The sequence below is a fragment of the Burkholderia sp. JP2-270 genome (assembly GCF_003233675.1).
In the GTDB taxonomy this organism is placed as follows: Bacteria; Pseudomonadota; Gammaproteobacteria; order Burkholderiales; family Burkholderiaceae; genus Burkholderia; species Burkholderia pyrrocinia_C.
The window spans coordinates 57,325-70,423 of sequence record NZ_CP029826.1 but is presented as its reverse complement, the minus strand read 5'-3'; the positions used below and the strand labels follow the sequence as shown (position 1 = coordinate 70,423).

Genomic DNA, 13,099 nt, shown 5'->3' with positions numbered 1-13,099 from the left:
CCTGCATTAAATGAGACGGATCGCTTCCTAAAATTAATAGGCTATCCATAATGGACGGGTATCGCAGGGATTTCATATTCGTCGCCAAATTGCACAAGCGTGTCGGTCTATCCGATGCGAACCGGCTCGATGTGCCCGACCGCCGCAGGGCGAAACAAGGGGGAACCCGTGACGAACGATTTATTCGCGAGGATCGAGGACGCACATCGCGCGATGCGTCCGCTGGTCGCGGTGACACCGCTTCTGTACAGCCCCGTACTGTCGAAATCCAGCCGTTGCGAAGTCTATTTGAAGTGCGAGCATCTACAGCGCACGGGGTCGTTCAAGTTTCGCGGCGCATGGAACAAGATGCGTTTGCTCGATTCGATGGCACGTCGCAATGGTGTGTTGACGGTATCGAGCGGAAATCATGGACAGGGCGTCGCCCTCGCCGGCAAACTCGCCGGCGTGCCTGTGACGGTTTATGCGGCCAGCACGGCGTCGCCGCTCAAGCTCGACGCGATCCGGGCATTCGGTGCGAACGTTGTCACGATCGACGACACGGCGCTAGGTGTCGAACTTGAAGCCCGTCGTCAGGCGGAACTCAAGCAGATGACATTCATATCGCCGTACAACGATATCGACGTCATCGCCGGACAGGGAACTATCGGTCTCGAACTCGACGAGCAAGCCCGTGAGGCCGGTATTGACCTATCCGCTATTTTCGTTTCCGTGGGCGGTGGAGGGCTGATCTCGGGTGTCGGCACCGCCGTCCGGACATTGCATCCGTCGACGGAGATTGTGGGCTGCTGGCCGGCCAATTCGGCGGCCCTTTACCACTCCCTGAAAGCTGGCAGGATCGTCGAATCGGAAGAGTCAGACACGATTTCTGATGGCACAGCGGGCGGCATTGAGCCGGATACCGTGACGTTCGACATCAGTCGGAAAATCATCACGAAAACCGAACTGGTGACCGAAGAGGAAATCAAGGCGGCGATGCGGCTCATTGCGCAAACCGACGGCTGGATGGTCGAGGGCGCCGCGGGCGTCGCGCTGGCGGCGATGCTCAAGCGTGCGCCGGAATATCGGGGACGGGCGGTTGCCGTCGTGATCTGCGGCCGGAACATCATGCTGGATAAATTCATTGAGGCGGTGCGATGAGAATCTGGACCAAGGATGAAATCGTTGCGCGCTTTGACGTGGAACGTGCGGTGCGTATGGTCGAGCAAGGCTTTATCGCTTATTCGCGGGGTGGGGCGCAGGTGCCGCCCGTTCAGCATTTTCAGTTTGCTTCGGTCAATGGCGAGTGCTGTATCAAGTCGGCGTATGTCGAAGGCACCGCGACATTTGCGGTCAAGGCATCTTCCGGGTTTTACAACAATCCAGAGATGGGGCTGCCGAGCAACAGCGGGCTGGTCATGCTGTTTTCGGCGACGACGGGCGAACCCCTCGCATTGCTGCAGGATGAAGGCTGGCTGACTTGCGTGCGCACCGCGATCGCGGGGCAACTAGCGGCGCGTCTTCTCGCACCACACCAGGTTGGCGGCATCGGGATCATTGGCGCGGGGGTCCAGGCCCGCTTGCAACTGGAGTATCTGAAACCAGTTACGGTGTGCCGCGAGGTGCACGTGTGGGAACGGAATCCGGAACGCAGTCTGCAATTTGCCGCCGACATGTCGGCGCAGGGGTTTTCCGTGCAGGTTCATTCCACGGCCGAGGACGTGGCGCGAAATGCGAACCTGATCGTCACGGTGACACCTTCACGCGAAGCGCTGCTTCAAGCAGAGTGGATTCGCGATGGCACCCACATCACGGCCGTGGGAGCCGACGCGGCTGGGAAGCAGGAGCTCGATCCGCGCATCGCTGCCCGGGCGGGCGCCGTCGTGGTCGACTCCATCGCGCAGTGCAGTCAGTATGGCGAGGTTTCCCACGCGTTATCCGCGCGACTCATTCACACGGATAAGTTGGTGGAAATAGGGGTCCTGCTTGCCGAAAAGCGTCGGGGCCGCAACGACGCCGATCGGGCTCAGATCACGCTGGCGGATTTGACTGGCGTCGCGGTGCAGGATGCGCAGATTGCGGCGAGCGTGGTCAGTCGATAGACGGAGCGGAGGTGGCGGAGCGGCGTCGGCCGACGACGACGGGCAGGTGACGTTGCCGTCGCGCACCGATCGTGTTGTTAGCTGGGCCGGACGTGAGGACGTATCGATTGCGGTCGCGTATTGGTATCTGGTTCGGGCACTGAGCCGTGACGCGCCCTCTCGCCGGTTGAGGCTGGCTCCGCGTCGCAGGGCAGGTCGGACGCGGAGCGCCGCTTGATGTCGGTCGCTTACGGAGCTGAATTAGCCTGGTTGCATCACACGGAATGCGCGTGAGTGGATTTGGCGCTGTCTTCGATCCACCACCAGTTAACCGCGACATTGAGCCCGTGCGAGCGCAGATAGTGCCACCAGCCTTCGGGGATGTAGAGAATATCGCCCCGGCATAGCACGCACTCGAAGGGCCGGGCGTTCAGCAAGCCCGGGAACTGCGAGAGATCTGGACAACGAAGATTGACCCGACTGAAGTGCCCGTGCTTGCGCTGATCTACGTACGGGTAGAGATGGGCGCGATCCGACGGTGGAAACAGAGTGATATGCTTGCGGCCGCTGACCATCGCGTAGAGGTTGTCGTAGGAGTCGTAATGCAGAGTCGACGCGTTGCCCCCGATCCCCATCCACAGATAGGGAGGTCGCATGATTTCCGCTAGTGGTGCAAACGAGGGCCGGACGATGTCGCCGACCAGTTCGGGGAGGTATTGCAACGTATCGACCTGCGCCAGATAATAGGTCGTCGGGCTGCTGGCGTCGCCGTCGAGCAGATAGTCGACAAAGCGGCCAAATTTCGAGTGAATGCGATCTTTTCCGATGCGCTCCGGAAGCGCGAATTCCTTGTCAGGGGAAAACTCGATCGGGACTGAGCGTTTTCCCGCCGCGGCTTTCAGATATGTCGAACTCCAGTGTTGAATGGCACCCAGCCCAAGTGCTGCCCCTCTTAGGACGACCGGTAGTCCCGGCCGTACATAGTGCCGATAGAATTCCTTTGCGCTGGGTGTCGTGACCCGCTCAGTCAGGCGTGCGGTCGGGAGCCATGCTCGATTAGTAACGGAAGGATTCATGATTGTCTGTGGAACGCATTCCGCTTGTACCCGATTTCGCGTGACCGGAATGACAGGAAGGGATCGTCGGGGGGCGATGTCGATTCGACGAATCCCGATCCGATCTGACTTGCCGTCACATTCGAAACCCTTGCGCAAACGTTCGGCGTTCATGCTTGGTATGGAATGTTGATCTCCTGCGCACCACCAGCCGGTTAGACCGACGGCGCGCCTTCTCTTTGATACGTTCGGCGGATCTTCGTCATCCTCCTATCCCTCTACGTAATGGCTGGGACGTTGCATGAATGTGTCCGGCGACGCCGCTTGCCTTACACATTCATCAGATTGCGCTTCCGTCGCCTCCACGCTGGCCTTCCGGGTGTGGAAGACTCGCAACCGATGCTTACGACTGGACGGCGTGCAGGTCACGCTCCGACGGCGCGGGTTGGGGCGAGGAGAACGCTTCCGCTCGTTGGCCAATGGTGACGTCGTGCAGTTCCTGAAAGTAAGCGCAGAACAACGACGCAAGCTCCTTTAAAGTGTCGAAAAGCGCATTCTCGTCCTTCAGACGGCCAACCAGCTTGTCGGTGATGTCCAGGATCATCGCGTAGTGGTTCGCGTTCTTATCGAAATGAACATGACTGCGTGCGCCCAAAACGTGCTTGGCGGAATAGTGGCGCTCCGCACGATTGACGACCCGCGCAGAGACGCGATCGGAATTCCACTCGACGAACAACGAATAAGCGACTGCGGTGAGTGATCCGATTTCCTCTAGCCGCCGCGAAAGATAAATGATGAGATTTCGCGTCGCAGCGAGCGGAGGTGTGCCGTCTATGGTTTCGTTACTGCATCCATGTTGATGGAGATCGCGTCTGAAGAGGAGGTCATGATTCAATTCATCCGCGGTGTAACGGCCCCATAGACGGCTGCTTTCATAGTCTTCCTCGATCATGCGAGCCAGAGCCAGCGCATCGATTCTGGCAGTGAGGATGATGCGCTTGATCGTCTCGATGCGATGTCGAATGTAATATTCGTCATCGAGAGCCTGCTCCTCAGAAATGAGATGTCCCGCGTACGGAACGGTAGTCAGGATACGATCAACCTCACCAGCCAGGAGGCTGTCGATTCGCTGTTCCAGTTCTGATCGAGTCGTCAATTTTCGCTGCCCGGATTATTTGATGACTTCTAGCCCGTTTTCTGCGCGAGCAGCCAGCTCGGCGCGAAGCTCTTCATCCCGCAGCGAGCGTGCAACGCGATCGGCGCGGAGTTCTTCGTCGCGCAGCGAACGCGCCGCACGGTCGGCCAGCTCGGCGCGAAGCTCTTCATCCCGCAGCGAGCGTGCAGCGCGATCGGCACGGAGTTCTTCGTCGCGCAGCGAACGCGCCGCACGGTCGGCCAGCTCGGCGCGAAGCTCTTCATCCCGCAGCGAGCGTGCAGCGCGATCGGCACGGAGTTCTTCGTCGCGCAGCGAACGTGCCGCACGGTCGGCCAGCTCGGCGCGAAGCTCTTCATCCCGCAGCGAGCGTGCAGCGCGATCGGCACGGAGTTCTTCGTCGCGCAGCGAACGTGCCGCACGGTCGGCCAGCTCGGCGCGAAGCTCTTCATCCCGCAGCGAGCGTGCAGCGCGATCGGCACGGAGTTCTTCGTCGCGCAGCGAACGTGCCGCACGGTCGGCCAGCTCGGCGCGAAGCTCTTCGTCCCGCAGCGAGCGTGCAGCGCGATCGGCGCGGAGTTCTTCGTCGCGCAGCGAACGTGCCGCACGGTCGGCCAGCTCGGCGCGCAGCTCTTCATCCCGCAGCGAGCGTGCAGCGCGATCGGCGCGGAGTTCTTCGTCGCGCAGCGAACGTGCCGCACGGTCGGCCAGCTCGGCGCGCAGCTCTTCATCCCGCAGCGAGCGTGCAGCGCGACCGGCGCGATCGGCGCGGAGTTCTTCGTCGCGCAGCGAACGCGCCGCACGGTCGGCCAGCTCGGCGCGAAGCTCTTCGTCCCGCAGCGAGCGTGCAGCGCGATCGGCGCGGAGTTCTTCGTCGCGCAGCGAACGTGCCGCACGGTCGGCCAGCTCGGCGCGCAGCTCTTCGTCTCGCAGCGAGCGTGCAGCGCGATCTGCACGGAGTTCTTCGTCGCGCAGCGAACGCGCCGCACGGTCGGCCAGCTCGGCGCGAAGCTCTTCGTCTCGCAGCGAGCGTGCAGCGCGATCTGCCCGCCCGGAACGCGCGGCGCGATCGGCGCGCAGTGAGCGAGCGGCACGGTCAGCCAGCTCGGCGCGCAGCTCCTCGTCGCGAAGTGCGCGTGCAGTGCGTTCCGCTCGCAGGCCATCATCGCGCAGCGAACGGGTTGCGCGCTCGAAACGTGCGACCAGACTTCCGTCGCTTCGCAATCCTCGGGCGAAGGATCGCGACGCGCGTGCATCGCCTGAACGTATTGCCAGATCGATCTGATCCGCCACGTCCTCGACCTGTTCCAGATACTTGGTCGTGACGAGCAGCAAATCTTCCAGCAAATCAATATGAATTACTGAGCTCATGGTTATTCTCCTGGCTGATATTGCGAGAATGAATTGCCTGTGGTACCGCGGTTAATCAGGCGCTTATAAAACATGGTCGATCAAGCTCGTTTAGAGTGATGGAAAAAGAAAAGCACTTCGTGATTGGTTGTTTTTGAGTGACATCACGCGAAGACCCGATATCGATTGCGCAACGGAAGCGCGCGGCACGATATAAGCATTCCAGACTCTCAGAGGAGGCTGCTCGGGTGAAATTGGCTGAAAATGAGGCGGCCGTTTGAATAGTTTTGGGTATTGGTGTCAATAAGGACAATTCCGGCGGAAATAAGAAGGCAAGGCAGAGACAGGGATGCCGAAAAGTCGATCGTCGACGCGCGCAACGGTGAGGTTGTTATTGAATGAGGTGTTGTGGCCCCATATGTCGTCCGATTCCATGATTGTCTCCTAGCAAATTTTTTATTGAATTAAACGGATGGGTGGAACGGCACTTTGTGACTATTGCGAGCTTTCCGAGAAAGCAATGAGGGTAGGTTAGTTATTTATTTTTTCTTGTCAAGGGCGAATTATATTTGTTTCGGTTTCGGATTTTGTGGGTTCATCAATTTCGGGAATTTAATCTTGGTATCGATTTCGTGGTTTTGAAACTGGTCGTGAAAAGGGACGGATCTGATCATGATGGGAACGATTGCTGTCAACGCGGTGGAACAAATAGCGGGGTCGAGAGCACTTGGCTGGCCACGATGGGAAACGCTTGCGTTTGCCAACGGGGCGAATGGTTAGTGTGTGCCAGTGGTCGGACTCTCGAACACGCGGCCAGTTTTGATGGAGGGCGGTTGCACGACATCAGGGGAGGAGGGGCGGCCATTCTGGGCCTCGCGCTGTTACCAATTTGAATCAAGTGCTTGTGACGCTCATTGACGTGGATAGCTCGGCCACGCGCTCTGCTTATATGACGACACTGGAATTGTCGTGACTCTTTCCGCATCATGGCTGATCAACCGTGAAACATTTCGGCCATCGCGTCGGGCTAGGCCCCATCTGGATGGGTTTTTATTTCGATAAATCAATAGCTTGCATTGTGTGGCACGTTACTGGCTCTTGACAGGGTACCGGTGCGAATGCGCGCGGACTGGAAGCAAGCGTTGTTTGCCCGCTGTAGAAGCGTTGCCGAAGATCGTAGGCTGGATCGGGCTCGAGGCTTGAATCGGAGCTTTGTCTGTCGATCCAGACTCTTCCGGAGCGCGCTGTCTGGCGTGAATTTTTGGACGGCTGCTGGGGGCATATTTCATTTCTGCAACATGTAGAACACGAGATTCCCCTTGGCAGTCAGTGTCAGCCAGGTGGCTTGACCGATTTTCGGCGGCATGGACATGTCGTGGTGGTCGGGAATAGCGGTGTTGGTGACAGTCCTCATGACCGTACGGCGGTGTCGCCGATGTGTGTGTATGCGCGGTGAGTCGGTTCGGTGCCACGGGGGCAGGCGGGAGTGCATCATGGGGATCAAAATCGGAGACTGGGCGCTCCTCGTTCATATCAAATCAGCACCGAACCTAAATGGCCGTGTAGTTGAAGTGGTTCGAATCGCTACGGGATGCGAAAAATTTGTCTCGACGGCGGGAAGAATGTGCCGGGTAGTGCTGGATGACCGTGTGGCGTGGACTGTGCGATGCAGAGAACCGATTCCGTGGGAACGTTTTGAGGAGGGGTTCTATGAGCTTCCATTTTTGGAAGGCAATTTGTTTCCCATCACCGGCGTCCCATCTCGATGATGACACGAGGGTTGTGACCCTGCCTCGATTCCACGTACAGCAAGAAGTTTGATAACTTTTTGACTGTATGGAGAAGAACATGGCAGAGAACGTGGTACCGAGACGGCAGTACACGAAGGAATTCAAGGTTGAGGCGGTGCGGCTGGCTGAGAGCGTCGGTCAGCATGAGGCTGCTCGCAGGCTGGGCGTGCCGGTGGCGACGCTGGGAAACTGGTGCCGTGATCGGCGCGATGGAAGTGCGCAGGCCGCAGCAGGGCCGGCGCCGAGTGCACCGAGCTCAAGTCGTCGTCCGGTCAGCGACCTGGAGGCCGAGAACAGTCGTCTGCGTAAGGAACTGGCCAGCGCAAAACTGGATATCGAAATTCTTCGAAAGGCGACGGCGTACTTCGCGAAGGGGTCGCGGTGAGGTACGCCTGGATTGACGCACATCGCGACCAGTACAGCGTGAGTCGGCTTTGCCGGGTTCTGGGTGTGTCGCGCAGCGGCTATTGCCAGTGGCGCGGCCGGGAGCCAAGTCGGCGGGCACTGGCCAATGCCATGTTGGACGCTGAGGTCGCCGCCATTCATCGTGCCAGCCGCGGCAGCTATGGCCGTCCTCGTATCGTGCGACAGTTGCGTGCTCAGGGCCGGCCGGCGAGCGCCGAACGCGTGCGTCGCAGCCTGCAACGCCAGGGGCTGCGCCCGGTCTACAAGCGCCCGTATCGGGTGACGACGGATTCGACCCATCGCCTGCCGGTGGCGCCGAATCTGTTGGATCGGCGTTTCGATGGCTGGCGGCCCAATCAAGCTTGGGTAAGCGACATCACGTTCATCAAGACCGGCGAGGGCTGGTTGTATCTGGCGGCGATCCTGGATCTGGCGAGCCGACGCATCGTCGGCTGGTCGATGTCCGAGCGGATCAACGCGGACCTGGTCTGCCAGGCGTTGCGCAGCGCGTGCTGGCAACGCTAACCGCCACCGGGATTGCTGCTGCACTCCGATCGCGGCGCTCAATACGTCAGTCGCGCGTACAGGAAATTGACCGTCGCGTTCAAGATAAACGTTTCAATGAGCCGCCGTGCCAACGCTTGGGATATCGCCCCGATGGAGAGCTTCTTCAAGACGCTGAAGGTCGAAAGAATCTACCAGACTCACTACGAAACGCGTGCCCACGCACGCCTGGATATCGTCGATTGGATCGAGGGCTATTACAATCGGCAACGCCTGCACACCTCGATCGACTTCCTTGCCCCCGTCGACTACGAGGCCAGCTTGATCGCCGCATGAGTTGCTGTACGTGAAAACGAGGCAGGGTCATTTCGACATTGCCACGCAGTCCGCGAACAATAAGTTCAGTGAACGGGTAACAATCTCCCCTCGCGCCACGTCGTCGGAATGCGGTAGTGAGGTACGGAGCACGATGGCCGATTAGCGTATGCGCACGAGACTAATTTTGACGAGGGAACACCGGTATGGAAATGGACTCATTTGCCTTCGGCACGACCAACTGGGCTGAAGTCGAGACGACGGAGCACAAAGGGGAAACCGGAATAGCTTATTGGGGCACACGTTTTCTCGGTGAAAAGCCGAATCAAATATGAGTACGAATGGTGGAATATACATCTGGCTATCTAGCGGACCATTGGTGTCAAAAAGGGCACGTCCTTTTCTGCCTCGAAGGCGAGTTGGAAACAACCCATCGAAGATGGACGGAAGTTCGTCTTGACCGCCGGCATGAGTTACCAGGTTGGCGATAACGCGGAGCCACACCGGTCCTATACGAAGACGGGTGCGAAGCTCTTCATCGTTGACTGAGCGGCCTTCATTGAGCGCGTCAAAGAACCGCTCTGGGTCGGATACAGTCGACCGCATCGGGTGGCAGTCGGCCAGGAAAAGACGTTCGCCATCTTGGTTCAGATCGTCGACAATTTCGAGCAATCAATGTAGACGGTCACTGCCTCGCGCCGTCAACTAGCAACGGTTTTCTGCCATGCTTCAAGCACTGACCATGAACGAGTACGCTCTCGATACACAACCATCCTCTTACTATTTGGACCAATTTACGGGATCACCTCTTGAAATTCAGCCACATCGTGAGGCTGGGCGTTACAAATTCGAGCGCGGAGAATATGTTAGAGCCGATGAGCCCGACTCATCAGCGATATTCTTTCCGTCGCGCCCGGAACGAGGTTGTTGCAAGATAAAGGCTGACTTTTTCGAATTTGAAATTTATGTGCCTAGTTTCGATTCAAGGATTGATCATCGATTTATCGACATTGCCAAAGAGGTTCTCGGCAATATTGTCGAGATGGACGCCGCTGCTCGATCGCTTCCGAAGGAAATGGATTACGAGGAATATCTGGCATATGTCGACATTTCGCCTGACGAGGTTGAATTCCATTACTTTTCAGACGTCGTCAACACGGAATGGGGGATTGACTTCATCAAAGGCAATTCAGGATCATGGGTGTTGAGGCGGTTTGACTGAAATGCTGCCCCAGCAGAACTGCCCCGAGAAGATACACTTCGGCCTTTCACCCCTAGTCACACTGAGCCAGGCGGCTAGCACGCGGGAAGCGAGTCCCCATGTCCCGTGGCCACTCGGCGGACTGCTCTGCGGCACCGAGTCTCGCATACGCTACTCCCGCTTAGGATCGGAAGTCGCCGTCGAGCGGTGCAGGGCGACGTCGAGCGGCTTCCGCTGTCGGGAAGCGCCATTCACTGGCACGAGATGGCACGGCGACCAAGGTAGCCGCTTTACACTGCGACAAATGAGCTACCCTTCCCTGCAACCCCGGCCCCAAAACGTCCTCACCTCCTATTTCTGGAGGGGCGACGCCATCCGCAGTCGGCGCGTAAGTGACATCGTGCTGTCGGGCACGGTCGACGTGCCAGAGCCGCCGGCGCGTCTGCTCGCGGATTGGGCTAGGGAGATTTCGTCCCGCATGACCCTGGAACCTGGGGATGTTGAGGCGTTACCTCTGGCACGAGCACGAGCGCGCTGGCCGGACTACTCGCACTGCGTGCAGGCAGTGGCTGATTGGGCGAGCAAGCTTGGACTGCCCGGAGTAATTGCCTCCAGTGACGTCGCTCTCATGGCTTGCCGCGGCGCGAGGTATCACCACGACGGAGAGCAGTATGGCGGCGCGGCCTTCTGCAATCTCTTCCTGAGCGAGGATAAGGGTCAGGACGTACACTTTCCGTCGTTGGGTCTTCGAATCCCCCTGATCCGGGGTTCGGTTCTGATATTCGATACCTGCCAGCCTCATGGCGTCATTCGGCGCGGCAGCAGCGGTTTTGATGTGGACGACTTCCCGCCCGACCAGGATTGCACTCAGGTATTCCTGACCTGGGAGCTTCCCGTTGAGGCTATCCATGTCAGGCAGGCGCTCAATGTCGCCTTTGACATTGATCTTTCGACCTCGCTGAAGGTAAATGAGGAGCAAGTCCGGCTGAATGATGAAAGAGTCAGCGTGTGTGACAAGTCAGGTCGGTGGCACCGACCTGACTAATCGCCAGGACTAGTCACGATCCCGCCTGGTCGGCTGCATCGATCTCGCCGTCGCCTGCCGGCCAGTTTGAGACATTAACCTCGAGCATAGTGCGACCTTCGAGTGTCGCATTCTGGGCGTTCAACGGTCCATGGGGAAAACGTGCTTCTGCAAATCGTCCGTCTCCTCACTGAAGTCGAGAGCGGCGCGCCTTGCACCAACTAACCGACCGATGTTCATCACCATCGCGTGAGATGTTGATTTTGAGACTGAATAGTCCTAATATCGCTTGCATGAACACGACTGATACACAGCGCCACCGCAGGGCGCGTGCCGCCGAACGTGGACGACCGCGAGAATTTGACGTCGACCACGCGGTCGAGGCCGCTGCGCGAGTATTTTGGGAACACGGCTACCACGCGACCCCGTCGATGCGCTATGCGAAGCGACCGGGGTCTTTCGAGGCAGCTTGTATAGAACGTTTGGCGATAAGCATGGATTGCTCGTCGCGGCGTTCGACCGTTATGCAGAAGGGGCCGTTGCCCGACTGAAGGAAAGGTTGACTGCCGACTTACCTCCACGGCAAGCCCTTCGCGAAGCGCTGCTGCACTATACGAAGGTGAGCGTGAATCTATCCGAGCGCCATGGCTGCTTTATTACCAATACGGTGATCGAACTCCTGCCGGGCGATCATGCTCTGCGGTCAAATATTGAATCGACTTTACAGCGTATAGCGACGCAATTCAGTCTCGCGATAGCAAGAGGTCAGCAAGTCGGCGAATTCGATCGTCGTCTCGACGCAGAGGAAGCCGGGCGATTCCTACTATGCATGGTTCAAGGGATACGCGTGCTCGGTAAGGTCGACATGAATGAGACTGCACTCGCATCGATCGTCGACATGGCGTTGCGCGCAGTGACGTGAAGCATATCCGAGTGTCATAGCTCGGTCGGCGGCATCCGCTAAAAGTCAATGCCGAATTTTTTAATGATTTTGAGAATGATCATTCATGAATTCAACAGCCGCTTTGGCTTCAAAGTCTGTCGACTATTGGAACGGGATTGCTGCGTGCCTCTGACCTGCGGCGGGATTTTGTAGCCAATCAGGCAGTGAGTCTCGTGTCGATATTATCGGAATCCAGCCAGGCTCGACGGACCGTGGCGGGAGGTTGATAGCGGTGCGCGCTATGGGGCCGGCGCTCGTTGTAGAACTGCCGCCAGCGTTCAATGAGCACCTTGGCTTCGGCGCGGCTGCGGAACCATTCCCGGTTCAACAATTCGTCACGCAACTTGCCGTTGAAGCTCTCGACGAACCCGTTTTGCCACGGACTGCCGGGCGTGATGAAGGCCGGACCGATGGCAGCATCCCGCAGCCAGCGCATGACCTTGGCAGCGGTAAATTCGGCGCCGTTGTCAGACCGAATGAACGCGGGCTTGCCGTACAGCCGCATCAGTCGCGACAGCGTCAGGATGACATCCTGCGACCGCAAGCTGGAGCCGACTTCGATCGCCAGGCACTCGCGGGTGTATTCATCGATCACGCAAAGCATCTTCAACGCCCGCCCATCGACCAGTTGATCGTGCACGAAGTCGTAGCTCCAGACCGAATTCGGCTGTGTCGCACCGGGCAAGCGAATGTCGTTGCCACAACGACGACGACGCGGACGCCGCCGAGGAATGTTGAGCTGCAAGGCTCGCCACATTCGCCGCACGCGCGACTCGCCCATCGCCAGCCAGGCCGACATCCGCCGGTAGCCGAAGCGCGGCACTTCCTGCGCGGCCACCATCAGTTGCTCGCCCAGGCTCCGATCCTTCTCCGGTTGCTTGAGCGTATAGGTGGCCACCCGGCGACTCAGCCCCAGATAGCAACATGCCTTGCGTTGCGAGAGACCCCGCCGAGTCAGGACTTCCAGCGCTTCGCGCCGGCCCGTTGGGGTACTCATTTTTTTCGGCTGAATTCCTTCAGACCGTCGATCACCAGCATCTGCTCGGCGATCAGGCGCTTGAGCCGATCGTTCTCTGATTCCAGATCCTTGAGCCGGCGGGCGTCGGCCACATCCATGCCGCCGAACTTGTTGCGCCAACGATAGAACGTCTGTTCCGAGATGTTGTGGCGCTTGCACAGATCCTTCACCGGTTCGTCCCGGCTTTCGGCCTCGCGCAAGATCCGGATGATTTGCTCGTCGGTAAATCGCTTCTTCATCGAGTTCTCCTTGCCTCTAGGATAAAAGAGAACTCACTTGCC

At 58.6% G+C, this 13,099-nt stretch carries 11 protein-coding genes and 2 pseudogenes; 8 read left to right on the top strand and 5 right to left on the bottom strand.

Annotated elements, in window-relative coordinates; genetic code table 11:
• Positions 1 to 168: 168 nt before the first annotated feature.
• On the top strand, positions 169 to 1,140 hold the full coding sequence (locus DM992_RS33220; protein ID WP_239511508.1) for a threonine/serine dehydratase: 972 nt from the start codon (positions 169 to 171) through the stop codon (positions 1,138 to 1,140).
• The gene (locus DM992_RS33215) at positions 1,137 to 2,081 is read left to right on the top strand and encodes an ornithine cyclodeaminase family protein (RefSeq protein ID WP_105393961.1); all 945 of its coding nucleotides are present in this window, start codon (positions 1,137 to 1,139) and stop codon (positions 2,079 to 2,081) included. The genes DM992_RS33220 and DM992_RS33215 overlap by 4 nt, the downstream gene beginning before the upstream one ends.
• A gap of 254 nt (positions 2,082 to 2,335) precedes the next feature.
• Here DM992_RS33215 and DM992_RS33210 read toward each other — a convergent pair whose 3' ends face one another.
• The 4 genes from DM992_RS33210 to DM992_RS43440 form a co-directional block, all read right to left on the bottom strand.
• Entirely contained in the window at positions 2,336 to 3,289 is a 954-nt protein-coding gene (locus DM992_RS33210) for a cupin-like domain-containing protein (protein ID WP_105393962.1), read from the bottom strand.
• A gap of 229 nt (positions 3,290 to 3,518) precedes the next feature.
• The gene (locus DM992_RS33205; RefSeq protein ID WP_111020559.1) at positions 3,519 to 4,271 is read right to left on the bottom strand and encodes an iron-containing redox enzyme family protein; all 753 of its coding nucleotides are present in this window, start codon (positions 4,269 to 4,271) and stop codon (positions 3,519 to 3,521) included.
• Between the two features lie 15 nt (positions 4,272 to 4,286).
• Positions 4,287 to 5,615 (bottom strand): hypothetical protein, encoded by a 1,329-nt coding sequence (locus DM992_RS33200; RefSeq protein WP_162631796.1) that lies wholly within the window; start codon positions 5,613 to 5,615, stop codon positions 4,287 to 4,289.
• Between the two features lie 303 nt (positions 5,616 to 5,918).
• A complete protein-coding gene (locus DM992_RS43440) occupies positions 5,919 to 6,053 on the bottom strand; it encodes a hypothetical protein (protein ID WP_275427581.1) in 135 nt (44 codons plus the stop codon).
• A 1,058-nt stretch (positions 6,054 to 7,111) separates the two neighbouring features.
• Between DM992_RS43440 and DM992_RS41975 the strand changes: the two genes are divergently transcribed.
• From DM992_RS41975 to DM992_RS33180, 6 genes and pseudogenes are all read left to right on the top strand, one after another.
• Positions 7,112 to 7,387: a hypothetical protein gene (locus DM992_RS41975; RefSeq protein WP_162631795.1), complete on the top strand. Its 276-nt coding sequence runs from the start codon at positions 7,112 to 7,114 to the stop codon at positions 7,385 to 7,387.
• A gap of 67 nt (positions 7,388 to 7,454) precedes the next feature.
• Positions 7,455 to 8,653, top strand: a pseudogene (locus DM992_RS33195) (IS3 family transposase).
• 185 nt (positions 8,654 to 8,838) lie between these two features.
• Positions 8,839 to 9,181: pseudogene (locus tag DM992_RS43050) on the top strand (DHCW motif cupin fold protein).
• Between the two features lie 175 nt (positions 9,182 to 9,356).
• A complete protein-coding gene (locus DM992_RS41970) occupies positions 9,357 to 9,854 on the top strand; it encodes a hypothetical protein (protein WP_162631794.1) in 498 nt (165 codons plus the stop codon).
• Positions 9,855 to 10,137: 283 nt separating this feature from the next.
• On the top strand, positions 10,138 to 10,878 hold the full coding sequence (locus tag DM992_RS33185) for a hypothetical protein (RefSeq protein WP_111020557.1): 741 nt from the start codon (positions 10,138 to 10,140) through the stop codon (positions 10,876 to 10,878).
• A gap of 448 nt (positions 10,879 to 11,326) precedes the next feature.
• The gene (locus DM992_RS33180) at positions 11,327 to 11,779 is read left to right on the top strand and encodes a TetR/AcrR family transcriptional regulator (RefSeq protein WP_343212485.1); all 453 of its coding nucleotides are present in this window, start codon (positions 11,327 to 11,329) and stop codon (positions 11,777 to 11,779) included.
• A 178-nt stretch (positions 11,780 to 11,957) separates the two neighbouring features.
• Here the strand turns inward: DM992_RS33180 and DM992_RS33175 are convergent.
• A protein-coding gene (locus DM992_RS33175) for an IS3 family transposase (protein ID WP_111020556.1) occupies positions 11,958 to 13,057 on the bottom strand; the annotation gives its coding sequence in 2 pieces (ribosomal slippage) (positions 11,958 to 12,805 and positions 12,805 to 13,057; 1,101 coding nt in all).
• Positions 13,058 to 13,099: the final 42 nt, after the last annotated feature.